Source organism: Sphingobium sp. ba1 (assembly GCF_000743655.1).
Lineage (GTDB): Bacteria > Pseudomonadota > Alphaproteobacteria > Sphingomonadales > Sphingomonadaceae > Sphingobium.
In genome coordinates, this window is record NZ_JPPQ01000069.1 from 215250 (window position 1) to 239334 (window position 24085).

Annotated in this window: 24 protein-coding genes and 1 pseudogene; 8 read left to right on the forward strand and 17 right to left on the reverse strand. The window is 62.9% G+C overall.

Going from position 1 to position 24085, the window contains the following annotated elements; translation table 11 throughout:
* Window positions 1-373, forward strand: a pseudogene (locus IL54_RS04135) (mechanosensitive ion channel family protein); the annotation flags it as partial.
* On the opposite strand, the gene IL54_RS04140 reads toward IL54_RS04135, so the two are convergent.
* Both IL54_RS04140 and tyrS read right to left on the reverse strand, forming a co-directional pair.
* Window positions 345-698, reverse strand: a complete 354-nt coding sequence (locus IL54_RS04140) for a PilZ domain-containing protein (protein WP_037473468.1) — start codon at window positions 696-698, stop codon at window positions 345-347. The pseudogene IL54_RS04135 and the gene IL54_RS04140 sit on opposite strands and share 29 nt — an antisense overlap.
* A 77-nt stretch (window positions 699-775) precedes the next feature.
* Window positions 776-1993, reverse strand: a complete 1218-nt coding sequence (gene tyrS / locus IL54_RS04145) for a tyrosine--tRNA ligase (protein WP_037473470.1) — start codon at window positions 1991-1993, stop codon at window positions 776-778.
* Window positions 1994-2121: 128 nt separating this feature from the next.
* Here tyrS and IL54_RS04150 point away from each other — a divergent pair, with 128 nt between their 5' ends.
* Window positions 2122-3207, forward strand: coding sequence for an anhydro-N-acetylmuramic acid kinase (locus IL54_RS04150; protein ID WP_037473471.1), 1086 nt, complete (start codon window positions 2122-2124; stop codon window positions 3205-3207).
* 42 nt (window positions 3208-3249) lie between these two features.
* Here IL54_RS04150 and IL54_RS04155 read toward each other — a convergent pair whose 3' ends face one another.
* On the reverse strand, window positions 3250-4218 hold the full coding sequence (locus IL54_RS04155) for a hypothetical protein (RefSeq protein WP_037473472.1): 969 nt from the start codon (window positions 4216-4218) through the stop codon (window positions 3250-3252).
* Between the two features lie 126 nt (window positions 4219-4344).
* Window positions 4345-5520, reverse strand: coding sequence for a vWA domain-containing protein (locus IL54_RS04160; protein ID WP_037473474.1), 1176 nt, complete (start codon window positions 5518-5520; stop codon window positions 4345-4347).
* A gap of 132 nt (window positions 5521-5652) precedes the next feature.
* Here IL54_RS04160 and IL54_RS04165 point away from each other — a divergent pair, with 132 nt between their 5' ends.
* A complete protein-coding gene (locus IL54_RS04165; protein WP_037473475.1) occupies window positions 5653-7032 on the forward strand; it encodes a methyl-accepting chemotaxis protein in 1380 nt (459 codons plus the stop codon).
* On the opposite strand, the gene IL54_RS04170 is transcribed toward IL54_RS04165, so the two are convergent.
* The 7 genes from IL54_RS04170 to IL54_RS04200 all read right to left on the reverse strand — a co-directional run bounded on the left by IL54_RS04170 (window position 7020) and on the right by IL54_RS04200 (window position 15027).
* Window positions 7020-8054, reverse strand: a complete 1035-nt coding sequence (locus IL54_RS04170; RefSeq protein WP_037473477.1) for a hypothetical protein — start codon at window positions 8052-8054, stop codon at window positions 7020-7022. The genes IL54_RS04165 and IL54_RS04170 overlap by 13 nt on opposite strands.
* 127 nt (window positions 8055-8181) lie before the next feature.
* Window positions 8182-9027, reverse strand: coding sequence for an AAA family ATPase (locus IL54_RS04175; protein ID WP_037477788.1), 846 nt, complete (start codon window positions 9025-9027; stop codon window positions 8182-8184).
* Window positions 9028-9114: 87 nt separating this feature from the next.
* Window positions 9115-9795: a DUF6975 family protein gene (locus tag IL54_RS04180; protein ID WP_037473479.1), complete on the reverse strand. Its 681-nt coding sequence runs from the start codon at window positions 9793-9795 to the stop codon at window positions 9115-9117.
* 141 nt (window positions 9796-9936) lie between these two features.
* The gene (gene rpoD / locus IL54_RS04185) at window positions 9937-11994 is read right to left on the reverse strand and encodes an RNA polymerase sigma factor RpoD (protein ID WP_037473480.1); all 2058 of its coding nucleotides are present in this window, start codon (window positions 11992-11994) and stop codon (window positions 9937-9939) included.
* Between the two features lie 112 nt (window positions 11995-12106).
* The gene (gene dnaG, locus IL54_RS04190) at window positions 12107-14011 is read right to left on the reverse strand and encodes a DNA primase (RefSeq protein WP_037473481.1); all 1905 of its coding nucleotides are present in this window, start codon (window positions 14009-14011) and stop codon (window positions 12107-12109) included.
* Window positions 14008-14415 (reverse strand): GIY-YIG nuclease family protein, encoded by a 408-nt coding sequence (locus IL54_RS04195; protein WP_037473482.1) that lies wholly within the window; start codon window positions 14413-14415, stop codon window positions 14008-14010. The genes dnaG and IL54_RS04195 overlap by 4 nt, the downstream gene beginning before the upstream one ends.
* Window positions 14416-14574: 159 nt before the next feature.
* Window positions 14575-15027, reverse strand: coding sequence for a GatB/YqeY domain-containing protein (locus tag IL54_RS04200; RefSeq protein ID WP_037473484.1), 453 nt, complete (start codon window positions 15025-15027; stop codon window positions 14575-14577).
* Window positions 15028-15187: 160 nt separating this feature from the next.
* Between IL54_RS04200 and carA the strand changes: the two genes are divergently transcribed.
* Window positions 15188-16366, forward strand: coding sequence for a glutamine-hydrolyzing carbamoyl-phosphate synthase small subunit (gene carA / locus IL54_RS04205; RefSeq protein WP_037473486.1), 1179 nt, complete (start codon window positions 15188-15190; stop codon window positions 16364-16366).
* Window positions 16363-16731, forward strand: coding sequence for a ribonuclease E inhibitor RraB (locus IL54_RS04210; RefSeq protein WP_037473487.1), 369 nt, complete (start codon window positions 16363-16365; stop codon window positions 16729-16731). The genes carA and IL54_RS04210 overlap by 4 nt, the downstream gene beginning before the upstream one ends.
* Window positions 16732-17156: 425 nt before the next feature.
* On the opposite strand, the gene IL54_RS04215 is transcribed toward IL54_RS04210, so the two are convergent.
* Both IL54_RS04215 and IL54_RS24580 read right to left on the reverse strand, forming a co-directional pair.
* A complete protein-coding gene (locus IL54_RS04215) occupies window positions 17157-17615 on the reverse strand; it encodes a PIN domain-containing protein (RefSeq protein WP_162182203.1) in 459 nt (152 codons plus the stop codon).
* Window positions 17557-17826, reverse strand: coding sequence for a FitA-like ribbon-helix-helix domain-containing protein (locus tag IL54_RS24580; RefSeq protein WP_037473490.1), 270 nt, complete (start codon window positions 17824-17826; stop codon window positions 17557-17559). The genes IL54_RS04215 and IL54_RS24580 overlap by 59 nt, the downstream gene beginning before the upstream one ends.
* A gap of 57 nt (window positions 17827-17883) precedes the next feature.
* Between IL54_RS24580 and carB the strand changes: the two genes are divergently transcribed.
* The 3 genes from carB (at window position 17884) to IL54_RS04235 (ending at window position 22439) form a co-directional block, all read left to right on the forward strand.
* Entirely contained in the window at window positions 17884-21219 is a 3336-nt protein-coding gene (gene carB, locus IL54_RS04225) for a carbamoyl-phosphate synthase large subunit (RefSeq protein ID WP_037473491.1), read from the forward strand.
* A 79-nt stretch (window positions 21220-21298) separates the two neighbouring features.
* Complete coding sequence (greA, locus tag IL54_RS04230; RefSeq protein WP_037473492.1) at window positions 21299-21775, forward strand: transcription elongation factor GreA; 477 nt, start codon at window positions 21299-21301, stop codon at window positions 21773-21775.
* Window positions 21776-21800: 25 nt separating this feature from the next.
* Window positions 21801-22439 (forward strand): rhomboid family intramembrane serine protease, encoded by a 639-nt coding sequence (locus IL54_RS04235; protein ID WP_037473494.1) that lies wholly within the window; start codon window positions 21801-21803, stop codon window positions 22437-22439.
* Window positions 22440-22493: 54 nt separating this feature from the next.
* Here the strand turns inward: IL54_RS04235 and IL54_RS04240 are convergent, their stop codons facing one another.
* The 4 genes from IL54_RS04240 to IL54_RS04255 all read right to left on the reverse strand — a co-directional run bounded on the left by IL54_RS04240 (window position 22494) and on the right by IL54_RS04255 (window position 24079).
* Window positions 22494-22718 carry a DUF4170 domain-containing protein gene (locus IL54_RS04240; protein ID WP_037473495.1) on the reverse strand — a complete coding sequence of 75 codons (225 nt, stop codon included), beginning with the start codon at window positions 22716-22718 and terminating at the stop codon, window positions 22494-22496.
* Window positions 22719-22822: 104 nt separating this feature from the next.
* Window positions 22823-23398: a DUF883 family protein gene (locus IL54_RS04245; protein ID WP_037477789.1), complete on the reverse strand. Its 576-nt coding sequence runs from the start codon at window positions 23396-23398 to the stop codon at window positions 22823-22825.
* The gene (locus IL54_RS04250) at window positions 23391-23726 is read right to left on the reverse strand and encodes a hypothetical protein (RefSeq protein WP_037473497.1); all 336 of its coding nucleotides are present in this window, start codon (window positions 23724-23726) and stop codon (window positions 23391-23393) included. The genes IL54_RS04245 and IL54_RS04250 overlap by 8 nt, the downstream gene beginning before the upstream one ends.
* Window positions 23723-24079, reverse strand: coding sequence for a phage holin family protein (locus tag IL54_RS04255; RefSeq protein WP_052027753.1), 357 nt, complete (start codon window positions 24077-24079; stop codon window positions 23723-23725). The genes IL54_RS04250 and IL54_RS04255 overlap by 4 nt, the downstream gene beginning before the upstream one ends.
* Window positions 24080-24085: the final 6 nt, after the last annotated feature.

Below are 24085 nucleotides of genomic sequence, written 5' to 3' on the forward strand. Positions count from 1 at the left end.
GCCGTTTCAGAATTGGACGACCAAGACGTCCGACTTGCTGGGCACGGTGTTCCTCTATGTCGATCCGACTGCCGATGTGGCGCGCATCCGCGCAAAGCTGGTGGAAGTGACGACCGCCAATGCGCGCTGGGACAAGCGGGTCGTGCTGTTGCAGGTGACCGACCATCGTGCCGACGCGCTGGAACTGCGCTGCTTGCTGTCCGCGCGCAATGCCGGGGTGGCGTTCGACCTGCGCTGCGACGTGCGCGAGGCGATGCTGGACTTTTTGCGGACCGAGATGCCCGAAGCGCTGGTGCGCGGGCGGCAGCGGATCGAGACGGCGGAGGGGGCGGCGATGGTGCCTTTTACCAGGCCGTCCGACGCGGCGGGATGAGCGCCATCAGCGCGTCATAGATGCGCGGCTTGATCGGCTCGATGAACTCCATGCCGATCCGGCCATCTTCGACCCAGCGAATGTCGGCGGGCATGTCCTGCACCAGCGGGAGCCACACGGTTACGCGCTCGCCAACGGATACCCTCTCGTCGCTGCGGCACATGAGGCCGAGCGGCGAGAGGTTGATTATCCGCACGCTATGGGCGTGGTGCCCGGCGGTGACGTGGCTGACCAGGTCAACGAGATCGCGGCGCGCCCGGCGCTGATCCACGGCGGGATCGCGCGAGCGTTGGACATGGTCGAGATGGGCGAATAGCGAGGACATGGCCGCAGCCTGCCCGTCTAGATGTGAACGACGTCCTGCCAGAAAGCGTTAATGTCGGCCTAAGACTCTATTCCCCGTCAGGCGATGATCATGCCGTGCTTTTTCGCGCCGAAACTCACTTTGTCGCCTGCATTCAGCGTCATGGCCGGATCGGTCACGACCTGGCCATTCACGCGAATCGCGCCTTCGGCCAGCTTGCGCCGGACTTCCTTGTTCGATGGCGCAAAGCCGAGGCCAGCGGTCGCCTGAACGACGGTCAGGCCGTCGGTGCCGAGGCTGACGGTCGGCAGGTTGGCGTCGGATGCGCCTTCCTCGAACGTCTTGCGCGCGGTGTCGGCGGCGGCGGTGGCGGCGTCCGTGCCATGGGCCATGGCGGTCGCGGCATCGGCCAGCAGCTTCTTGGCATGGTTGATTTCCGCGCCGCCAAGCCGTTCGAGTTCGGCAATCTCTTCGAGCGGCAGGTCGGTGAACAGGCGCATGAAGCGGCCGACATCGGCATCCTGCGTGTTGCGCCAGAATTGCCAATAGTCGTAGGGCGAGAGCGCATCGGCATTGAGCCACACCGCGCCTTTGGCGGTCTTGCCCATCTTGCCGCCGTCCGCCGTGGTGATGAGCGGGGAGGTAAGGCCGAAGACCTGGGTGCCATCGACCCGGCGAGCGAGTTCGATGCCGTTGACGATATTGCCCCACTGGTCCGACCCGCCCATTTGCAGGCGACAGGATGCACGGCGCGACAATTCCAGAAAGTCGTAGGCCTGCAGGATCATGTAATTGAATTCGAGGAAGCTAAGCGATTGTTCGCGGTCGAGCCGCAGCTTGACCGAATCGAAGCTGAGCATCCGGTTGACCGAGAAATGCTGGCCGATGTCGCGCAGGAAGGGGATATATTCGAGTTTGTCGAGCCAGTCGGCATTGTCGACCATCACCGCGTCGGTCGGGCCATCGCCAAAGGTCAGGAAGCGTTCGAATACGCGCTTGATGCTCGCGACATTCTCCGCGATCTTTTCGTTGGTCAGCAGCGAGCGGGCTTCGTCGCGCAGCGAGGGATCGCCGATCTTGCCGGTGCCACCGCCCATCAGCACGATCGGCTTATGCCCCGCCTGCTGCATCCGCCGCAGCATCATGATCTGCACCAGGCTGCCGACATGGAGCGAGGGGGCGGTGGGATCGAAACCGATATAGCCCGGCACCACCTGGCTGGCAGCCATGGCGTCGAGGCCCGCCGCGTCGGTTATCTGGTAGATGTAGCCGCGCGCTTCGAGCAGGCGCAGAAGATCGGACTGATAGTTGCTCATGGGCCGCGCCTGTAGCATTGGCGATGCGTGGCGAAAAGTCCCTCATCCGTTCGGGCTGAGCTTGTCGAAGCCCCTTTCTTGTTTCAGAACGGCCCTTCGACAGGCTCAGGGCGAACGGAGTTCAATGAATGTTGGCAATTGGCCTGATGTCCGGGACGTCGCGCGACGGGATCGACGCGGCGCTGATCGAGACGGATGGGGCGGGGGCGGTGACGCCGGTCGCCTTTCACGCCAAGGCGTATGAGGATGGGTTTCGCGTGCGGCTGGCGGAAAGCTGCACGCGGGCGATGGCGATGAATGCGCCGGGGTTCGAGCCGCTGATCGCGTCGGTCGAGGGCGAACTGACCGAATTGCATGTCGAGGCGGTCGCCGACCTGCTGGGGCGCAGCGGGCATGTGGCGCAGGATATCGGCGTGATCGGCTTTCATGGCCATACCGTGGCGCATCGGCCCGATCGGGGCTGGACCTGGCAGATTGGCGACGGGGCCGCGCTTGCGGGTGCGTTCGGCATTACGGTGGTGGGCGACCTGCGCAGCGCCGATGTGGCGGCGGGCGGGCAGGGCGCGCCGCTGATGCCGGTCTATCATCGCGCGCTGGCGGAAAGACTGGCGAAACCCACCGCGATCCTCAACCTGGGCGGGGTGGCGAACATCACCGCGATCGGGGTGGATGGCAGTCTGGTCGCGTTCGACACCGGCATGGCGAGCGGGCTGATCGACAATTGGATGCAAGCGCAGGGCGATGCGGCTTATGACGAAGGCGGCGCGGTGGCGGCGCTTGGCCAAGTGGACGAGGCGCGGCTGGCGGCGATGCTGGCCGATCCCTGGTTCGATTTGCCACCGCCCAAGAGCATCGACAGGGAAGCGTTCTCGATCGACGCGGTGCTGGGCCTGAGCCTGGAGGATGGCGCGGCGACGCTGACCGCTTTTTCGGCTGCGGCAGTGGCGCGGGCGATCGACCATCTGGCGCTACGCCCCGCCTGCATCCACGTCGCGGGTGGCGGGCGGCATAATGCCACCTTGATGGCGATGCTGCGGGCGCGGACGGGGTTGAACGTGGTGCCGGTCGATGGGTTGGGTTGGGACGGCGACGCGCTGGAGGCGCAGGGCTTTGCCTATATGGCGGTGCGGTCGATGCTGGGGCTGCCGATCAGCTTTCCGGGGACGACGGGGGTGCCGGAGCCGATGACGGGTGGGGTGGTGTTCAAGGCGTAAAGGGGCGGTCTCGTCCTTTTGGGAACGAGACCGCCTGCCGCTTCAGGCAATTGTCTTTTCGACCGTCAGTTTCTCGTCCTTTTGCATGGCCGTGACGGCGCTGTCGATCTGCGCAAGGGCGGCATCCCGTTTTGCGATCAGGTCGGACCTGCTCGCCAGCAAGTTCATTGGGGTCGCGCTATCATTTGTGACTACCTTGCTGGGATCAGCCCCATTTTTGCGCATTGTTTCAATGCTGCTATCAAGCGTGTTCAGCGCCGTTTCGAACGTGCCGGCAACCTGAGCGCGTTTTTCCTGCAACGTCGCGAGATGACATTCGAACAAAGCGGCTGTGCGTTGAGCGGCTGTTTCCTTTTGACGAGCCGCCAGCGCCATGGCGTCAGAGCCGAGTTCGTCGCCGCGCGACTTGAGCTTTTCTGCTTCAACTACGAAATTGCGCAGCGTGACTTCGGGGATTTTTACGAACCATTCCTTCCGGTCGGAGTGAATTTCGGGAATATCCAATTTGAAGTCGGTGCGGTCCATTTTCGTTTCGGGAATATGCATTTTGATTTCGCGTCGCTGCATCGTCGTGACCGGGACGTGGGCGATGATATCACTCCACTCCACCTTGCACTTGGGAATCCAGCCTCCGCTGCAGCGAAATTCGGGGTACTGACCTACCTTCTTTGCTACCATCGTAATTACGGGCTCATCCCACGACATCGCCCGCAAATTCATCGTTACCTGTGGCAGGTCGAGCGACATCGCTTTCGTCTTCATCACGACAGTCGGGATATCGAAAATCAATTTCTGCTCGACCATCTTTATGTCGACGGTGCCGGATATTTCGGCCTTGCCTGCATCATTTTTGATGCTTTCAGATCGGCTGGTTATGTTTTCCTGATCTTTGGCGAACAACGCGGTGATTTCGTTGATCGCAGCCTCTTGTGCGGTACATTCATTATCTTGCGCCAGCGCGACCGCTGGAAAGGAAAGAGCAAGTGCAGGAATAATATAGACGGCACGCATGAGTCTTCTCCCACCTGTTATGGCAAGACAAAGGCTGGTCCCATATCGCTAACGTAACAACGAGAGTCTGGACCGTTTCGATGCCAACTGTCGCGCAGCACCGAAACCTATCCGATATGGATCAATCTACCGCTTCCGCGTCAATTCCCGCATCGCTTCGTCTATCCCCTCGATTGTCAGCGGATACATGCGGTCGTTCATCAGGTCGCGGATCAGGCGGGTGGACTGGCTATAGCCCCAATGGGCCTGCGGCGTGGGGTTGAGCCAGACGGTCGCGGGGTAGGTGTGGGCGACACGTTCGAGCCAGACCGCGCCGGATTCCTCGTTCATATGTTCGACCGATCCACCCGGATGGCTGATTTCATAGGGGCTCATCGCCGCGTCGCCGACGAAGATCACTTTATAATCATGGCCATATTTGTGGAGAATGTCCCAGGTCGGCGTGCGCTCGGCGAAGCGGCGGCGGTTGTCCTTCCACACGCCTTCATAGAGGCAATTGTGGAAGTAGAAAAATTCCAGATTCTTGAATTCGCCGGTCGCGGCGGAGAATAATTCTTCGCACAGCGTGACGAACGGGTCCATCGATCCGCCGACGTCGAGGAAGAGCAGCAGCTTGACCGCATTATGCCGTTCGGGGCGCATGCGGATGTCGAGCCAGCCCTGGCGCGCGGTGCCGCGGATGGTTTCGTCGAGGTCGAGTTCGTCGGCTGCGCCCTCGCGCGCGAAACGGCGCAGGCGGCGAAGCGCGACCTTGATGTTGCGGGTGCCCAGTTCCTTGGTGTTGTCGAGATTGGCGAAGTCGCGCTTTTCCCAGACCTTGATCGCGCGCTTGTGGCGCGATTCCCCGCCGATGCGGACGCCTTCGGGATTATAGCCGCCATGGCCGAAGGGCGAGGTGCCGCCGGTGCCGACCCATTTATTGCCGCCCTGATGCCGCCCCTTCTGCTCCTCCAACCGCTTCTTGAGCGTGTCCATGATCTCGTCCCAGTCACCCAGCGACTTGATCTTCTCCATCTCTTCCGCGCTCAGATATTTTTCCGCGACGAGGCGGAGCCATTCTTCGGGGATGTCGGCCTCGACGCCTTCCGCGCTGAACACGCCCTTGAACACCTGCGCGAAGACCTGGTCGAAGCGGTCGAGCAGGCCCTTATCCTTCACATAGGTCGCACGGGCGAGATAATAGAAATCCTCCGGGCGGCGGGCGATGACATCGCGGTCGAGCGCTTCGAGGAGCAGCAGATGCTCCTTGATGCTGGCGGGAATGCCTGCCGCGCGCAGGGCGTCGAGAAAGTTGAGCAACATGGGAAGGCTTGTCGGACAGGGCGCGCGCCGATGCAAGCCGGTCGCGCGATCATAACGGCAGCACAATATTAAGTGTTGCAGTGCAGGGTTAATGCGTCACTATCCAGATATAATTGATGCTGCGGGGCGCGCTTGAAAAACGGGGATTTATTGGCCGATTTGGGCGAAAGGTCGGGCGACATTGCATTGCAATGCAGCGAAACGGCCGGGTTTCTGGGCGCGCTCAATCACCGTATCCAAGGCGATGCCGCGCAACTGACCGATTTGCAGGCGAATATGGATGCGCTGGCGGCCAGCCATGGCGAAAGCGTGACGGCGGCGCAGGAATTGCGTCTGACCGCGCGGCGGGCCGGGCAGATCCTGGCCGAGGGGCATGATGTCATCACCCTTTCGATCGGTGAGCTGACGGGTCTGGTCGAGCATGTCACCGGGCTGGAGGGGCATTTGCGCCAATTTCTCAGTGTGATCGAGGCGGTCGGCGATGTGTCCGACGAACTGGGTGCGATCGCGCGGCAGACGCGGTTGCTCGGCGTCAATGCCGCGATCGAGGCGGCGCGCGGGGGCGCAGCGACGCAGGGCTTTGCCGTTGTGGCGGACGAAATCCGGCGGCTGGCGGGACAGGCTGGGGAATCGGCCGCGTCGGTCGGCGACACGCTGCACCAGCTCGATCGCGATGCGCGTCAACTGATCGGCGGCGTCGAAGCCAATATCGTGCGCGGGCGCGGGGTCGGTACCCATATCGACCGGCTGCGGCTGAGCATGGCCGAAATCGCATCGCTGGTGACGCAATTTGGCGAGCGATCCGAGACGATCGTCGCCTGCACCGATGCGGCCGATGGTGACGTCGCGGCGCTGCGCCACGGGCTGGCGACGTTCCGCCAGTCGGCCAGCGAAAGCGCGGCGCGGGCGGACGAGGCGCGGGTGCAGCTCGAAGGGCTGGAGTCTATGGCCAATGCCATGCTCAACAGCGCGGCGCACGGCCCGCAGCGCACGCGCAACAGCCGCTATATCGCACTGGCTGAGGAGGGCGCGGAGGAGATCGGCGCGCTGATCGAGCAGGGGCTGGCCGACGGACATATCGACATGGCGCAGCTATTTGATGTCGATTATCGCCGCGTCGCGGGGTCGGACCCGGCACAATATCAGACCGGCTTTACCGCCTTTGCCGACGCGATGCTGCGCCCGGCGCTGGACCGGCACACGGCGCAGGACAGCGCGATCGTGGGCTGCTGCCTGATCGACATGAACGGCTATCTGCCGACCCATATCAGTGCGCGTAGCCAGCCGCAGCGGCCCGGCGCGCATGACTGGAATATGGAACATGCGCGCAACCGGCAAATCTTCATGGACAGCCAGACCCGCCGCGCACTGGACGGCGAGGGCGATTTCTTCCTCTACACCTATCGCCAGGATCTGGGCGAAGGCCGCTATCGCGCGCTGCGCAGCGTGTTCGTGCCGCTGCTGTTCGGCGGGCGACGCTGGGGCCTGTATGAGGTGGGTTACCTCATCTGATTGGCCTGCACCAGCGTCACCTCGCCGGTCGCGGTGTAGGCGGCGGTGGCGCTCGCCTTGGCGGTGTGGGGATCGTCGCCGTCGAGGATGGCCGCGACCTGGCGGGGGCTGGGGACGCGGTCGTAGGTGCCGTAGAGGTCGGTCTGGCCGACCATGTGGATCGACAGCTTATAGCCTGTACCGCTGGTGGCGGGATCGAAGGCTAGGACGGTGCCGCTGTCATCGACGGGCACGATGATCGCGCCGTCGGTGCGGCCGACCTGTTGCAGCATGTCGTAACTGCCCTGCGCGGTGGTGACGCTGCCGCGCACGCAGAGCGCGTCCTTGCCCTCGCGGGGCATGCGGACCTCTTGCGGCACGGCTTCGCCGGACCCGGTCGTGCGGGTGAGGCGGGCGTCCTTGCTGGCAGCGACGGGGCAGGCGTCGAACCGGGCAGGGGCGGTGGCGTGCAGCGAGGCCGGATCGTCCAGTGTCATCTGCGCAAGCATGGCGTCCAGCCCGGCCAGCACTTCGGCGCGGCGATCGGTGGGGCCGGTGACGCGAATCTTGGCGATCCAGCGGCCGGCATGGACGAAGCCTGCCGCCGTGGTGAGCGCGCCATCGGCCGCATCATCATAGACGGCGCGGATCGCGCGATCGGCCTGGCCCGCGACAGGCGCGCTGGCATAAGCGGTGCGGCGGGTCTTGGGGCCGAACCGCTCCATCACCGCCTTGTCGGTCATATGGGCCGCGAGTGAGGCGTCGGCATAGGTGGGCAGATAGACATAGAGCGTCGCCTGCACCGCGCCGTCCTGCGAGACATATTGCGCATAATTGTCCACACCGCGACCGCCGTTCGAGGCTTCGCCGCTCTTGGTGAGCGACAGGGTGGCGATGCTGTGGGGCAGGCTGATCCCGGCGGCGGTCGCGCGGATGCTGCTGTCCGTCGGGGTCCAGGCTTCGGGCGCGTCTTCGGCTTGCGCGGCAATGGGCGCGGCCAGACAGAGGGCGGCGGTAAAGAGAAAAAGGGCGCGCTTTGGCATTGGCATCCAGTTCCTGATCCAGACCGTCTTGGCGCGGCGTTGAATAGTTACAGGAAGGCTACAGACAATGCGCGCGGGTGCAAGCGGATTCGCGCGAGATTATGGGGATCTGCGTTGGGGTGAGCCGTTACCGGCCCTGACGCCGCGCCATGAAGGCGAGACGTTCGAACAGCATGATGTCCTGCTCATTCTTGAGCAGCGCGCCGTGGAGCGGGGGGATAGCCTTGGTCGGGTCGCTATTCTGGAGGACGTCGAGCGGCATATCCTCGTTCAGCAGCAGCTTGAGCCAGTCGAGCAATTCGCTGGTCGAAGGCTTTTTCTTGAGGCCCGGCACGTCGCGAATCTCGTAGAAAATATCCATGGCCTTGCTGACCAGTATTTTCTGGATGCCGGGGAAATGGACGTCGACGATCGCCTGCATCGTCTGGCGGTCAGGAAATTTGATATAATGGAAGAAGCAGCGGCGCAGGAAGGCGTCGGGCAGTTCCTTCTCATTATTCGAGGTGATGATGACCACGGGGCGATCGGCGGCGGCGATCGTCTCGCCGGTTTCATAGACGTGGAAGGCCATGCGATCGAGTTCCTGCAACAGATCGTTGGGGAATTCGATGTCGGCCTTATCGATTTCGTCGATCAGCAGCACGGGCAGGGTGGGGGACGTGAACGCCTCCCACAATTTGCCCTTGCGGATATAATTGGAGATTTCATGGACGCGCGGGTCGCCGAGTTGGCCATCGCGCAGGCGGGCGACGGCATCATATTCATAGAGGCCCTGATGCGCCTTGGTCGTCGATTTGACGTTCCATTCGATCAGTGGTGCGCCAAGTGCGGTCGCGATTTCCTGCGCCAGCACGGTCTTGCCGGTGCCCGGTTCCCCCTTCACGAGCAAGGGGCGGCGCAGCAGCACGGCGGCGTTAACCGCGACCTTCAGATCGTCGGTGGCGACGTAGTCCTGGGTGCCTTCAAAACGCATCATCGTCCGCCTGCTTAGCCTGTCACTGTGGCGGGACTAGGCAAAGCGGCGCATGGGCGCAAGCCGTGTGGGCGGTATCGGTGGGGTTCAGTCTTGCCGCGCGCGCACATCGGCGCGGGCGGCGAGCAAGTCCCACAGGCCGCGATGCTGGTTGAGCAACTGGCGTGCGCCGAACTGGATGGCCCGGTCCACGCCATCGTCGCCGCCGATCGCGCGGGCGACATCGAGCGTGGCGGCGCGGTCGGGCAGGGTGCAGGCATGGGGTTCGATACCCGCGCGCAGGGCGGCGATATCAAGCACCTGGCGCACGGCGCGCCAGTCGAGCACCAGCGCCATCGCCGCGCCCATGGCGCAGCCGCGCCGGTCGGACTGGGCGAGCATGTCGAGCGCGTGGCGTTGCTGGCTGACGGCGGTTTCGCAATTGGCCTGACCAGCGGTGCTGGGGACGGGACCGGCGGCGACGGTGACCTGGGTGATATAGGCGCGTTCGGCAGCGAAGGCGTCGGCGGCCTCGATCAGCCAGGTGCGCGCGGCATTATCGGCCGAGCGGGTGGCGGCATGATCGATGACGCCGGGATGGCGGCCATGAAGCAGGCAGAGATAATAGGCCGCGTCCGCAAGGTCGCCGAGCGACAGCAGCGTGTCACGGGCAATGCCAGTCCCCGCGCGCAGCGCATAGCTATGCGCTGCGGTGCCATCGGCAGCGACCAGCGCCTCCAATATCCGCGCGATATCGCCAAATTGGTAGCTGGGTGCCGCTTCACTCATGCCAGGATTCCTGTCTTGCCCGATCCGCCGACGGGCTTCGCAACGCAGGTTAAGCAAAAGGGGGTAAAGAAGCGGTTTACACCGACATGAAAAAGGGCGACCCGCAGGCCGCCCATTTTCATGTCGCTGAAAAGCGGCGGATTATTGGTCGAGGAAACTGCGCATCTTGCGGCTGCGCGAAGGGTGTTTGAGCTTGCGCAGCGCCTTCGCTTCGATCTGACGGATGCGTTCGCGGGTCACGCTGAACTGCTGGCCGACTTCCTCCAGCGTATGATCGGTGTTCATGCCGATACCGAAACGCATGCGCAACACGCGCTCTTCGCGCGGGGTTAGGCTGGCGAGGACGCGGGTGACCGTTTCCTTGAGGTTCGCCTGGATCGCGGCATCCACCGGGATGATCGCATTCTTGTCCTCGATGAAATCGCCGAGATGCGAATCTTCCTCGTCGCCGATCGGCGTTTCGAGGCTGATCGGCTCCTTGGCGATCTTCATCACCTTGCGGACCTTTTCCAGCGGCATGGAGAGGCGCTCGGCCATCTCTTCCGGGGTCGGTTCGCGGCCCTGCTCGTGCAGGAACTGGCGGCTGGTGCGGACCAGCTTGTTGATCGTCTCGATCATGTGCACCGGGATGCGGATCGTGCGCGCCTGATCGGCGATCGAACGCGTGATCGCCTGACGGATCCACCAGGTCGCATAGGTGCTGAACTTGTAGCCGCGGCGATATTCGAACTTATCCACCGCCTTCATCAGGCCGATATTGCCTTCCTGAATGAGATCCAGAAATTGCAGGCCGCGATTGGTGTATTTTTTGGCGATCGAGATGACGAGGCGCAGATTGGCTTCGACCATTTCCTTCTTGGCGATGCGCGCTTCGCGCTCGCCCTTTTGTACCATGTTGACGATGCGGCGGAACTCGCCAAGCGACATGCCGGTCGCCTGCGCGATTTCGCTGACTTCGTTGCGGATACGCTCGACCGCGCGCGCTTCGGCGGCGGCGAAGGCGGCCCATTTCTTGTCGATGCCGCTGACCCGGTCGAGCCAGGCATCGTCCAGTTCGAAATTGACGTAGCGGTCGAGGAAATCCTTGCGGCTGACCTTGTGGCGCTCGGCGAGACGCAGCATCTGCCCGCCCAGCGCGGTCAGGCGCCGGTTATAGGCATAAAGCTGATCGACCAGATATTCGATCTTCTGCTGGTGGAACTGGACGCTCTCGACCTGCGCGGTCAGGCTTTCGCGCAACTCCTGATAATCATCCTCATCCTTCTGGCTCAGCACTTCGCCGGTGCCCATGGCGAGCATGCGCGAGGATTGAATGGCCGAAAAGGCGCGGAAGATTTCGGTGATGGTGGCGAACTTCTCCAGCGCGATCGGCTTGAGCGTCTCTTCCATCTGGGCGAGGGAGAGGGTGTTGTCCTCTTCCTCTTCCTCTTCGACGCGGCGGGTGCGGCGTTCGGTGCCGTCCTCATCCTCATCGGCGTCGGCGGATTCCTCCTCCGGCTCTTCTTCTTCCTTGAAGCTGGGACCAGCGGTCTTCTCGCTGATCTCGCCATCATCATCCTCGGCGCCTTCCTCCAGGCTTTCCGGGGCAGGGTCTTTCGACAGCATGGCGTCGAGATCGAGAATCTCGCGCAGCTGCATTTCGCCATTGTTGAGTGCGGTCGACCATTCGATGATCGCGTTGAAGGTGGTCGGGCTTTCGCACAGACCCAGGATCATGGTGTCGCGGCCGGCCTCGATCCGCTTGGCGATGGCGATTTCGCCCTCACGGCTGAGCAGTTCCACCGCGCCCATTTCGCGCAGATACATGCGAACGGGATCGTCGGTGCGATCGACCGTTTCCTTCTTCTTTTCGGTGACCAGGCGCGGCGAGCCATCGTCATCGTCGGCCGCCTCATTGGCGTCGTCGTTGTCGTCCTCGCGCTGCTGGTCCTCGCCATCCTCGCTGGCTTCTTCATTTTCGACGATATTGACGCCCATGTCGTTGAGCGCGGACATGACATCTTCGATCTGCTCGGAGGACATCTGGTCTTGCGGCAGGGCGTTGTTCAGCTCGTCATAGGTGATGTAGCCACGCTTTTTGGCGCGGGCGAGCAGCTTCTTGACCGAGGCTTCGTTGAGGTCGAGCAGGGGCGCATCGCCACCTTCATCCCCACCATCGCCTGCACCCGCCGCATTCTTGCTGTTCGCCTTGGTCGCCATCTATTCGCCTTAACTCCGCCGCTCCCTCTGGCGGGAGCGATCAATTCCAATGCATCGTCCGCCAAAGGGACGTTTCGTTCAAACCTTGCCGCCCCGCGAGGGAACGGCTCGTTCAAACAATGTCTTCGGGCTGCGCCAGTTCCGCCAGTCGACGGTCATGGTCGGCCTTGAGCGCCAGCAAGCGCTGTTGCTCAGCGAGATTTTCCTCGCTGACGTCGCTCTTGAACCGCCGTGTCGCCTCCGCCAGCGCTGCCTCAAGCTCCGGTCCCTGCGCCATCACCCGAATGGCCTCCTCCAGATCGCGCGCAAGGCGATCCGGGTCAGCGGTCATCTTGTGAGGGGTGAGTGTGAACGTGTCGGCCCGGAGCATCCCTTTAGCCATATTATACACTTCACCTGCCCCCAATATGGTAAGGAGGCCCTGTGTTTCAACAGTTTCTTTGCGTAGCGATGCACTAATCATCGAATCGGCCAGCCGGGCGAGGATGGGATCGCCGATCGGCAGGCCCGCCAGCGTCTCACGATGCAGCGCAATCTGGTCCGGATGGCGCAAAAGGCCCGCCAGAATCGCGCGCAAAAGCCGCTGTTCCATGCCGCTGGCACCAATGGCGCGGACCTCATGGCCCGCCGGGCCGATCGGGGCTTTCCAGTTGCCGCGTTTGTCGCGTTGCCAGCGGGCGGTGCCATTGCCGCCGCCGGAGCCGCGCGCCGTGGGGGTGAAGGCGGGGCGAGCGAAGAAGAGCGCGTCATAGCGTTCGCGAAAGGCGTGGGCATAATGCGCGCGGACATCGGGGTCCGCGATCGCATCGGTCAGCGCGCGCAGGCGCTGCTTGAGCGCGGCCTTCTGCTCCGGCGTGTCGAGCGGGGCTGAGCCTTGTTCATGGCTCCACAGTCGCTCGACCAGCGGCTGCGCGGCATCCAGCACCGCGTCCATTGCCGCCGGGCCACTGGCGCGCAGCAGGTCGTCTGGGTCTTGCCCCTGGGGCAGGGTGGCGAAGGCTAGGCTGTAGCCGGGGCGCAGCAGGGGCAGGGCGCGGGTGGCAGCGCGGATGGCGGCTTTCTGCCCCGCCGAATCGCCATCGAAGCAAAGGATAGGCACCTCGACCATCTTCCAAAGTCGCTCGATCTGATGCTCGGTCAGCGCGGTGCCGAGGGGGGCGACGGCATCGTCGAACCCGGCCTGCGCGAGCGCGATCACATCCATATAGCCTTCGACCACGATCACCCGGCCAGTCTGGCGGCTGGCGGGGGAGGCGCGGTCGATATTGTAGAGGGTGCGGCCCTTGTCGAACAGCGGGGTGTCGGGGGAGTTGAGATATTTGGGTTCGCCCTGGCCCAATATCCGTCCGCCAAAGGCAATCGTGCGCCCGCGAATGTCGCGGATCGGCAGCATCAGGCGACCCCGGAACCGATCATAGGGATCGCGCTTCTTGGCCCGGTCACTGTCCGGTTCGGCGGCGTCGGGATCGATCAGCAGGCCCGCTTCGACCAGCATTGGATCGCCGAACTCCTTGAGCGCGGTGCGCAGCCGCCCGCGACTGTCGGGCGAATAGCCAAAGCCGAAGGCGCGGCGGGTGGCGTCGCTGATGCCGCGCTTGCCGAGGTAGGCGCGCGCCTCCGCCCCCTCGATCGCGTCGAGTTGGGCGGCGAAGAAATCCTGCGCGGCGGCCATGGCGTCGTGCAGGCCTTTGGCCGCTTCGGCGCGTTTGGCGGCGCGCGGATCGGGCGCGGGCACATCCATCCCCGCCGCCTGCGCCAATTCCTTCACCGCCTCCATGAAGGGCAGGCCGCGCTGGTCGGTCATCCAGCGGATCGCATCGCCATGCGCCCCGCACCCGAAACAATGATAGAAGCCCTTTTCATCGTTGATCGTGAAACTGGGCGTCTTTTCATTATGGAACGGACAGCAGGCCTTATACTCGCGCCCGGCCTTCTGCACCTTGATGGTGCGGCCGATGAGCGTGGACAGCGACGTGCGCATGCGCAGTTCGTCGAGAAAGGCGGGGGTTAGACTCAAAATCTCCCTTCCCGCGAAGACGCACCAGATCCGTTCGTGTCGAGCGAAGTCGAGACACGCTCGCACTGCGCTTGCAGCTTTTCCAAGTCATCTGGCGTGCGAGATGCATCGCCCACATCCCGCTCTTTCGGCGGTCTGGCGAAGTAGGAGAGTAAGGACCAATTCCCGGCGATCAGTGCTTCCTTCTTGGCGCGCGACCAGCCGCCAACGATGCGTTCGGCTTCCAGCGCTTCGATCCGCGTTCCGAACGTCTCGCTCCATACGAGGGTCACCGGTCGGCGATCGCGGGTGAAGGCGCTGCCCTGGCCGCAATGATGCTGGGCGATTCGATGATCCAGATTATCGGTGTGGCCCGTATAATAGCGGCCGTCAGAGCATTTGAGCATATAGGTCCAGAACGCCATTGACGGAATATGCCTGAACCCGCGCCCGTGTCGAGTGGTGTCCCGCGCCTCCGGTGTCGCTGGCCTTGGCTCTACCGCGTTTCTCGACTTCGCTCGAAACGAACGGAGGTGGGGAAAGGCGCGTGGCCCTTCCCTAGGAAGGGAGGGGCTTTTACCGTGTCACGAAAGCGCCGCCTTCACCATGCCGCTGGCCTTGCTCATGTCGATCACGCTGCCGTGGCGTTCCTTCAGCACGGCCATGACCTTGCCCATATCCTTGAGGCTCGCGGCCCCGACTTCCGCCTTGATCGCGTCGATCGCGGCCCTGGTCTCGTCCTCGCTCAACTGCGTCGGCAGGAAACTTTCGATGACGTCCAGTTCGACCTGTTCCTTGGCCGCCAGTTCGTCGCGGCCGCCGCTGGTGAACATCTCGATCGATTCGCGGCGCTGCTTGACCATCTTTTGCAGCACTTCGACCACGGTGGCATCATCGTCGGGCACGGTCGATGCGGTGCGCAGTTCGATGTCGCGGTCCTTGAGCTTGGCCAGGATGAGGCGCACGGCGGCCAGGCGTTCCTTGTCGCCTGCTTTCATGGCGGTGATCTGGGCGCTCTTTATCTGCTCGCGAATCATGGCGAAGCGAATCCTCGTGTCTTTGCGGAAAGCGACAGATATAATGCGAAAAGAGATTTTTAACAGACGTTGACCCCAAGCGCGCACAGGCATAGGTGACCGGCCGTTTAACCCGCATCAGACGGGTTCCAAAGCCAACGCAAAAAAGGACGCTGATCTCATGGCTGACGCCAAGACCCTTACCGTGCCCAAAGGAGCGACCGGGGTCGTGGTTTTTGCCGATGGCAGTGCCGTGTTCGGGCGCGGTTTCGGCGCGGTCGGCGATGCAGTCGGCGAACTCTGCTTCAACACCGCGATCACCGGCTATCAGGAGATCATGACCGACCCCAGCTATGCGGGCCAGGTCATCACTTTCACCTTCCCCCATATCGGCAATGTCGGCACCAATTTGGACGATGTCGAGGCGACCAGCCCCTATGCGCTGGGCTGCGTCGTGCGCGAGGATGTGACCGCGCCATCCAACTTCCGCAATGTCATGCCGTTCGACCAGTGGATGGCCGATAATGGCCGCATCGGCCTCGCCGGGGTCGATACCCGCGCGCTGACCCGGATGATCCGCGAAAAGGGCGCGCCTAATGTCGTGATCGCGCATGATCCCGATGGCGCGTTCGACCTGGCTGGGCTGGCGGCGAAGGCAGCGGGCTGGCCGGGGCTGGAGGGCATGGACCTCGCCATCGAAGTCACGGGGCAGGAAACGCGGCTGTGGCAGGATGGCGGCTGGACGCTGGGCAAGGGCTATGGCCTCAACGCCGTGGGCGAAGGCGCGCCGCATGTCGTGGCGATCGATTATGGCGCGAAGAACAACATCTTCCGCAATCTGGTGCAGGCCGGGGCGCGCGTGACCGTGCTGCCCGCGACCGCGAGCGTCGAGCAGATCATGGACCTTTCGCCCGATGGCGTGTTCCTCTCCAACGGCCCTGGCGATCCGGCCGCGACCGGTGCCTATGCCGTGCCGGTGATCGCCGCGCTGCTGGCGCGCGAGGTGCCGATCTTCGGCATCTGCCTTGGCCATCAATTGCTGGGGCTGGCGGTGGGTGCCAAGACGATGAAGATGCATCAGGGCCATCGCGGCGCGAACCATCCTGTCAAGCGGCTGAGCGATGGCCTCGTTGAGATCACGTCGATGAACCATGGCTTTGCGGTCGATGCCGACACGCTGCCCGCCAATGTCCGCACGACCCATGTGTCGCTGTTCGACGGTAGCAATTGTGGCATCGAACTGACTGACAAGAGTGCCTTTTCGGTGCAATATCACCCCGAAGCCTCACCGGGGCCGCAGGACAGCTTCTATCTGTTCAAGCGGTTCGTCGATGGCCTGAAAAAGCCGGTGGCGGCATGAGCATCAAGCTGCCCCCGGTCGATGAAGCCCGCCTCGCCGCCGAATGGGAAGCGGACCGCGAAGTCCTGGCCAACCTCGCCGCCAATGGCGACAAGCCGATGATCCCGCGCGCCGTGGACGTCAGCTTCAAGGGCAATGACAAGGATTTCGACCGCGTCCTGGAAATCGCCAGCCAATTCGGCATGGTCGAACTCGACCGCGAAGAGGATGAGGATGGCGACCTGTTCCTGTTCCTGGAATGCGAGCAGGCGGTGGATGAGGCGTCGATCAAAGCGTTGACCAAGAAATGCCTGCAGATCGAGATATTGTGCGGCGTTGAGTATGACGGCTGGGGGTGCGAGGCTCGGACGGGGGCGGTGCATTGATGAGCCGGGCGATTCCTTTCGCAGCGCCCATACTTATTGTCGCTTCGGGTTGCAGCGCTGCCTCGAATTCCGTGGAATATATGATTGGGGCGTTCGCAAGTGCCGGTGTCCAGTCAGATGCTGAAGGGGCCATTGTCCCGGATGCTGCTACAAGATTACCTGCTCTTTTGAAAAGGTGCGGGGTGTCGAAATATGAACCTATCGAAGCGTCGGATAGCTTCGTTGGCTTCACGTTTCGGCATTATTCGTCCGATGCACGGACGCTCGACTGCATTAACGCCGCTTTACCAGTGGGCACTACATTGACCGATAACAGGCTGAACTAATGCCTAAACGCACCGAGATCTCAATTATCCGCAGCATCGGCATTGGTCAGATCATCATCGGCCAGGCGTGCGAGATTGATTGTTCGCGCGCGCAGGCGCTCATGGCTCCCAAGGGTTGATGATGGCGGCACCTGTCCGGGCGAAGTCTGATACGTTGCGGGTGACGACTGGTATACCGGCCGCGATCGCTTGCGACGCGATCAGCAGGTCCATGTCTGCGATTATCTGTCCGGCGCGTTCCAATTCGGCCTTCAGGCGTCCCCATACAACGGCTGTTGCCTCATCGGGCTTTATGATCCGGTCGATCAATAGTGTTTCGATCCGGTTTCTGAAGGCGATAAGGCGCGACCGATGCGTGGCGTCGATCGCTTTGGCGATGCCATATTCCATTTCTGCTAATACGATGGTGGATAATGTGCAATTTGCGCGATTGGCGGCCAGAAAGGCGATCACCTTGGGCTCCGGTCTGGGCCGGGCGAGTTCGCTCCAGACGTTCGTGTCAATCAGCACCAAAAATCTCGCGATCAGCGGGATGATCTTGCCGAGGCGGCAGTTCAAGTCCTGCGCCGCCTGCAATCGCAATCAGATCATGAACCCAGTCGTCGCCCGTCAGATCGCGAATTTGCGCGGCATCGGGTGCCGTCGGCGCATAAGTCTGTTCGAGCAAAATTCGCAGTTCGGCTTCCAGCGAACGCCCATTTTTCGCCGCCGACAATCGGGCGCCTTCCTTAACGGCATCATCGATGTTGCGGATCGTAACGCTACCCATCGCCCGTCTCCCATGATTGCATTGCAATCAACCTATTCAATGAGAGCACTCTAAACAATGCCCAAACGCACCGACATCTCCTCCATCCTCATCATCGGCGCTGGCCCGATCATCATCGGCCAGGCGTGCGAGTTCGATTATTCGGGCACGCAGGCGGTCAAGGCGTTGAAGGAGGAGGGCTATCGCATCATCCTCGTCAATTCCAACCCGGCGACGATCATGACCGACCCGGAATTTGCCGACGCGACCTATGTCGAGCCGATCACGCCCGAAATCGTGGCGAAGATCATCGAGAAGGAGCGGCCGGATGCGGTCTTGCCGACGATGGGCGGGCAGACGGCGCTGAACACGGCGCTGGCGCTGTTCAACGACGGGACGCTGGCGAAGTACGGCGTCCAGATGATCGGCGCGGATGCCGAAGCGATCGACAAGGCCGAGGACCGGATCAAGTTCCGCGATGCGATGGACAAGATCGGGCTGGAATCGGCGCGTTCGCGCATCGCGCATACGATGGAAGAGGCGCTGGAAGGGCTGGAATTCACTGGCCTGCCCTCGATCATCCGGCCAAGCTTCACCATGGGCGGCACGGGCGGGGGCATCGCCTATAATCGCGACGAGTTCATGACCATTGTGCGCGGCGGGCTGGATGCGTCGCCGACGACCGAAGTGCTGATCGAGGAATCGCTGCTCGGTTGGAAAGAATATGAGATGGAGGTCGTGCGGGACCGCAACGACAATTGCATCATCATCTGTTCGATCGAGAATGTGGACCCGATGGGCGTCCATACCGGCGACAGCATCACCGTCGCCCCGGCGCTGACGCTGACCGACAAGGAATATCAGATCATGCGCAACGCATCTATTGCGGTGCTGCGTGAAATCGGTGTGGAAACAGGTGGTTCCAACGTACAGTTCGCGGTCAATCCCAAGGATGGCCGCTTGGTCGTCATCGAGATGAACCCGCGCGTGTCGCGCTCGTCGGCACTCGCGTCCAAGGCGACCGGCTTCCCGATCGCCAAGGTCGCGGCGAAGCTGGCGGTGGGCTATACGCTCGATGAGATCGAGAATGACATTACCGGGGCGACCCCGGCCTCGTTCGAACCGACGATCGACTATGTCGTCACCAAGATCCCGCGCTTCGCGTTCGAGAAGTTCAAGGGTGCCGAACCGCTGCTCGGCACCGCGATGAAGTCGGTCGGCGAAGTGATGGCGATCGGCCGCAACATTCATGAATCGATGCAGAAGGCGCTGCGCGGCCTGGAAACCGGGCTGTGCGGCTTCAACGATGTGGATCATCTGGCGGGCGCGCCCAAGGACGACATCGTCGCTGCCCTGGCGCAGCCGACGCCCGACCGGTTGCTGGTCGCAGCCCAGGCGCTGCGCGAAGGGCTGACCGTCGCGGAGATCCACAATATCGCCAAGTTCGATCCCTGGTTCCTGGAACGGATCAAGGAGATCGTCGAGGCCGAAGCGCAGGTGCTGGAAAATGGCCTGCCGCGCGATGCCGATGGCATGCGGCACCTCAAGTCGATGGGCTTTTCCGACAAGCGCCTGGCCTATCTGGCGCTCAAATCCGCCAATCTGCGCGGCATGGAGCGGGGCATTGCGCGCGGGTCGGGCCTGATCCACGAAGCGGTCAAGGCGATGACTGGAGGCGTCACCGAAGCGGAGGTGCGCAAGCTGCGCCATAAGCTCGGCGTACGACCGGTGTTCAAGCGGATCGACACCTGCGCCGCCGAGTTCGCGGCCAAGACGCCCTATATGTATTCGACCTACGAAGCGCCGATCTTTGGTGAGGCGGAGAATGAATCCGCCCCGACCGATCGGGAAAAGGTCGTCATTCTGGGCGGTGGGCCGAACCGGATCGGGCAGGGGATCGAGTTCGACTATTGCTGCGTCCATGCCTGTTTCGCGCTGTCGGAGGCTGGCTATGAAACGATCATGGTCAACTGCAACCCGGAAACGGTGTCGACCGACTATGACACGTCGGACCGGCTCTATTTCGAGCCGCTGACCGCCGAGGATGTGCTGGAAATCCTGGCCATCGAAATGACGAATGGCACGCTCAAGGGCGTGATCGTGCAGTTTGGCGGGCAGACTCCGCTCAAGCTGGCGCAGGCGCTGGAGGATGCGGGCATCCCGATCCTGGGCACGTCGCCCGACGCGATCGACCTGGCCGAAGATCGCGAGCGGTTCGCGGCACTGATCGACAAGCTCAAGCTGCGCCAGCCTGCCAACGGGATTGCGCGCAGCCGCGAGGAGGCGATCGCGGTTGCCAACCGCATCGGCTATCCGGTGCTGATGCGGCCCAGCTATGTGCTGGGCGGCCGGGCGATGGAGATTGTCGACGGGCAGGCGCAGCTGGAGGAATATATCACCACCGCCGTCCAGGTGTCGGGCGAATCACCGGTGCTGATCGACCAATATCTGCGCGACGCGATCGAGGTCGATGTCGATGCGCTGTGCGATGGCGAGGATGTCGTGGTCGCGGGCGTGTTGCAGCATATCGAGGAGGCCGGGGTTCATTCGGGCGACAGCGCCTGCTCGCTGCCGCCCTACAGCCTGTCCGACGACATCATCGCGGAGATCGAGCGGCAGACCGAGGTATTGGCCCATGCGCTGTCGGTGCGCGGCCTCATGAACATCCAGTTCGCGGTGAAGGATGGCATGGTCTATCTGATCGAGGTCAACCCGCGCGCCAGCCGCACGGTGCCCTTCGTCGCCAAGGCGATCGGCACGCCCATCGCCAAGATCGCCGCGCGCGTGATGGCGGGCGAGATGATCCGCGACCTGCCCAAGATCGACCGCAATGCGATCGACCATGTTGCGGTCAAGGAAGCCGTCTTCCCGTTCGGGCGCTTCCCCGGCGTCGATCCCGTCCTGTCGCCGGAAATGAAGAGCACCGGCGAAGTCATGGGAATCGATAGCAATTTTGCGACCGCCTTTGCCAAGGCGCAGATCGGTGCGGGCACGCTGCTGCCGACCAGTGGCACGGTGTTCATCTCGCTCAAGGATAGCGACAAGCCCGTGATCCTGCCCGCCGCGCGCAAGCTAGCCGATATGGGCTTCACGCTCATCGCGACCGGCGGCACCGCCGATTATCTGGCGGACCATGGCATCGCGGTGGAAAAGGTGAACAAGGTGGCCGAGGGGCGTCCGCATATTGTGGACAAGATCACCGATGGCGACGTGCAGTTGATCTTCAACACGACCGAGGGCTGGCAGTCGCTGAAGGACAGCAAGGCGATCCGCACCAGCGCGCTGCGCGGCAAGGTCGCCAGCTTCACCACGGCGGCCGCCAGCGTCGCTGCGGCCGATGCGATCGAGGCTTTGCGGGAGCATCCCCTTGAAGTGCGCTCGCTCCAGTCCTATTATCCCCTGTCGCACGCCTGATCCCCTGCACAAGGAAGCATGCTGCGGGCGGCCCGCTGTTCGGGCCGCCAAAGGGAAGTTTTGACGAAGGATTTGCAAAATGGCGACCGTTGAGAAGATGCCGATGCTGCAGATGGGCTATGAAAAGCTCAATGCGCAGCTGCGCGAACTCAAGGCCGAACGGCCCCTCATCGTGGACGCCATCGAGGAAGCGCGCGCCCATGGCGACCTGTCCGAGAATGCGGAATATCACGCCGCCAAGGAACGGCAGGGCCAGGTAGAGGCCACGATCAACGATCTGGAAGACAAGCTGTCGCGCGCGCAGATCATTGATCCCGCGACGCTGTCAGGCAATAAGATCGTGTTCGGCGCGACCGTGACCTTGCTCGACGAAGATGACAAGCCGGTGAAATATCAGATCGTCGGTCAGGCCGAGGCGGACGCCAAGGCGGGCATGATCTCGTACAACAGCCCGCTGGGACGCGCGCTTATCGGTCGCACGGTCGGCGAAGATGTCGAGGTGTCGGTGCCGTCGGGCGACAAATTCTACTCGGTCGAGAAAATCGAGTTCATCTGATCCCGTGAAATTGCCCGCTGGCCCCATGACGAACGGGATCGCGGCGATCAGCTTCGCCGTGTTCTTGATCCTGTATCTGACGGGTCATATCGACAATGCAGCCGTGCTGGGCGGGTTCATCCCCGCGCGCGTGGGCGATCCCGACCTGCTGGCTGGACTGGCGGCGGTGCCGTGGTGGCTAACGCCGCTCACCTGCACGCTCATCCATGCCGGGTGGCTGCATGTCGGCTTCAATATGTTGATGCTCGTCTTTTGCGGGCGGCATGTTGAACATGTGCTGGGCAAGGGACCAACGCTGTTGCTTTATGGCGTGGGCGCTTATGCGGCTTGCGGGGCGCAGTGGCTGATCGATCCGGGTTCGACCGGTCCTATGGTAGGCGCGAGCGGGGCCATTTCGGCTGTCGTGGCGACCTATGCCTTGCTCTATAGCCAGCAACAGGTACGCCGGATCGGGCCGTTTTCGGCCAATATCGTGCGGTTGGCTTGGCTGGCTGGCGGCTGGATCGCGCTGCAACTGATGATCGGATTCGCCACCGCCGGGGGCATGGGCGATCTGGGACAGATTGCGGTCGCCGCGCATATTGGCGGCTTTCTTGCCGGGCTGGCTTTGACTCGGCCGCTGCTCCGCTGGCGCTTCCGCAAAAGGCCGCGCGCGGTTAATTAGTTACTAGAAAATAGCCGTTCCCCGGTTTCATGCGAGGAACGGCTATGGTCAGTTTCAGTCCGCCTTGGGCAGTTCGGGTTCCAGCAGGCGATGCAGATGCACGATCACATAACGCATTTCGGCGTCGTCCACCGTGCGCTGCGCCGCGCCGCGCCAAGCCTTTTCGGCCGAGGCATAGTCGGGAAACACGCCGACCAGGTCGACTTTGCTGAGGTCTTGAAATTCGAGCGTCTGCGGATCGGTTACGCGACCGCCCAGCACCAGATGCATTTTGCTCATGGCGTTTTATTATCTCCCTTGGGTGGGCGGCGACCCTAGCAGCGCCGCACGCCCCATCCAAGGGGGACTAAAGCCGTGTTGGCATGCTTTTCACGTCGTTGCGATTAGCTTTTGGGCAACCGCGCCTTGATCGCATCGCCCAGCGCTTCAATACGGTGCGCCACAAGCGAGGTCACGTCATCGGCTAGCTTCGATGCCTTGGCCGACAGATCGGCCGAAGTGAGATTATCGCGTGCATGCGAAGCGGCGTCGCCCGCGCTGTGCAGGGCATGGGCGGCATTGGTCTTCACCGTTTCAGCGCCCTCGGCTGCCGCCGCGCGGGCGGCGAGCGCCGCTTCGGCAACCCGCGATCCGGCGGTAACGGCAAGACCCGGCAAGGCCTTCATCATCGCGCGGCTCTTGGGGAACATCCACGCCACGACGGCACCAACGGCGATCGCACCAGCAACCGCGGCGACCGGATGGTCCTGCACGATCTGGTTGGCGCGGCTTGCGGCGCGCTGCGTCTTGTCGCGCGCGTCGCCATAGGCCATGCCCGCCTTGTCGCGGCCGGTCTGCACCAGTTCGCCAGCGCCTTCGCGTGCCTTGGCCGTGGTTTCACGGATGCGGTCGGTTGCGGTCGAGGCGGCGTCATTCGCCGCTTCACGGGCACGGTTCACTTGGGCACGAATGTCAGCCATGGTCATTCTCCGGCATATCTGTTGGGGTGTTCCTGAAACGAACGTATAAGCGTTGGAAAAGTGCCGTGATCGGCCCCCGCGCCAGAAAAAGCGCGAACGCGGCAGCGGCTGCTCCAACGGCAACGGGGCGTTGCTGCGCCTTGGCTGCGCCCAAGGCGACCGCGCTCGACACCGCGCCAGATACGCCGTCGATCGCCTTATCCTTGGCGTCCTGAATCAGAAGTGCAGGCGCGATCCGCGCCTTCGCTTGCGCTGCGCTGATCTTCATCTGCGCGCGGGCCAAGTCGGCGCGGGCGCAGGCCTCTCGATAAGCCAGTTCCTGCGTCATGGCGTGATCGCCTTCTTCATGCGGGTGATGCAGCCCTTGGCCATCAGCAGCAGCAGGATCGTCACCAGCAGCCCGCCGCCGGTTACGATCAGCGTCGCCCACAAAGGGTCAAGATGGCGGGACAAGGCCACGACAAGACCGACCAGCAACGCCACGATGCTGGCAAAGGCGAGCATGAGCGCGACTATTCCCAGCACCGCGGCATTGCGAATGCCGACGCCGACGATGCTGAGCCGCAGCTTCTGCTTGTCCGCCTCGGCCGAGGCATAGGCCCGGCCATCGGCGTACAGGCGGGCGAAGGCGTCACGCACGCTTTCGGTGCGTGCGCCCTCTTCCGGACCGCCTGGCTCCAATCCTTC

Excerpts from the sequence above, each read along its gene's own strand:
- IL54_RS04140 (WP_037473468.1), bottom strand. The coding sequence starts at position 698 with ATGTCCTCGCTATTCGCCCATCTCGACCATGTCCAACGCTCGCGCGAT.
- tyrS (WP_037473470.1), bottom strand. The coding sequence starts at position 1,993 with ATGAGCAACTATCAGTCCGATCTTCTGCGCCTGCTCGAAGCGCGCGGC.
- IL54_RS04150 (WP_037473471.1), top strand. The coding sequence starts at position 2,122 with ATGTTGGCAATTGGCCTGATGTCCGGGACGTCGCGCGACGGGATCGAC.
- IL54_RS04155 (WP_037473472.1), bottom strand. The coding sequence starts at position 4,218 with ATGCGTGCCGTCTATATTATTCCTGCACTTGCTCTTTCCTTTCCAGCG.
- IL54_RS04160 (WP_037473474.1), bottom strand. The coding sequence starts at position 5,520 with ATGTTGCTCAACTTTCTCGACGCCCTGCGCGCGGCAGGCATTCCCGCC.
- IL54_RS04170 (WP_037473477.1), bottom strand. The coding sequence starts at position 8,054 with ATGCCAAAGCGCGCCCTTTTTCTCTTTACCGCCGCCCTCTGTCTGGCC.
- IL54_RS04175 (WP_037477788.1), bottom strand. The coding sequence starts at position 9,027 with ATGCGTTTTGAAGGCACCCAGGACTACGTCGCCACCGACGATCTGAAG.
- IL54_RS04180 (WP_037473479.1), bottom strand. The coding sequence starts at position 9,795 with ATGAGTGAAGCGGCACCCAGCTACCAATTTGGCGATATCGCGCGGATA.
- rpoD (WP_037473480.1), bottom strand. The coding sequence starts at position 11,994 with ATGGCGACCAAGGCGAACAGCAAGAATGCGGCGGGTGCAGGCGATGGT.
- IL54_RS04195 (WP_037473482.1), bottom strand. The coding sequence starts at position 14,415 with ATGGCGTTCTGGACCTATATGCTCAAATGCTCTGACGGCCGCTATTAT.
- IL54_RS04200 (WP_037473484.1), bottom strand. The coding sequence starts at position 15,027 with ATGATTCGCGAGCAGATAAAGAGCGCCCAGATCACCGCCATGAAAGCA.
- carA (WP_037473486.1), top strand. The coding sequence starts at position 15,188 with ATGGCTGACGCCAAGACCCTTACCGTGCCCAAAGGAGCGACCGGGGTC.
- IL54_RS04210 (WP_037473487.1), top strand. The coding sequence starts at position 16,363 with ATGAGCATCAAGCTGCCCCCGGTCGATGAAGCCCGCCTCGCCGCCGAA.
- IL54_RS24580 (WP_037473490.1), bottom strand. The coding sequence starts at position 17,826 with ATGGGTAGCGTTACGATCCGCAACATCGATGATGCCGTTAAGGAAGGC.
- carB (WP_037473491.1), top strand. The coding sequence starts at position 17,884 with ATGCCCAAACGCACCGACATCTCCTCCATCCTCATCATCGGCGCTGGC.
- greA (WP_037473492.1), top strand. The coding sequence starts at position 21,299 with ATGGCGACCGTTGAGAAGATGCCGATGCTGCAGATGGGCTATGAAAAG.
- IL54_RS04235 (WP_037473494.1), top strand. The coding sequence starts at position 21,801 with ATGACGAACGGGATCGCGGCGATCAGCTTCGCCGTGTTCTTGATCCTG.
- IL54_RS04240 (WP_037473495.1), bottom strand. The coding sequence starts at position 22,718 with ATGAGCAAAATGCATCTGGTGCTGGGCGGTCGCGTAACCGATCCGCAG.
- IL54_RS04245 (WP_037477789.1), bottom strand. The coding sequence starts at position 23,398 with ATGGCTGACATTCGTGCCCAAGTGAACCGTGCCCGTGAAGCGGCGAAT.
- IL54_RS04250 (WP_037473497.1), bottom strand. The coding sequence starts at position 23,726 with ATGACGCAGGAACTGGCTTATCGAGAGGCCTGCGCCCGCGCCGACTTG.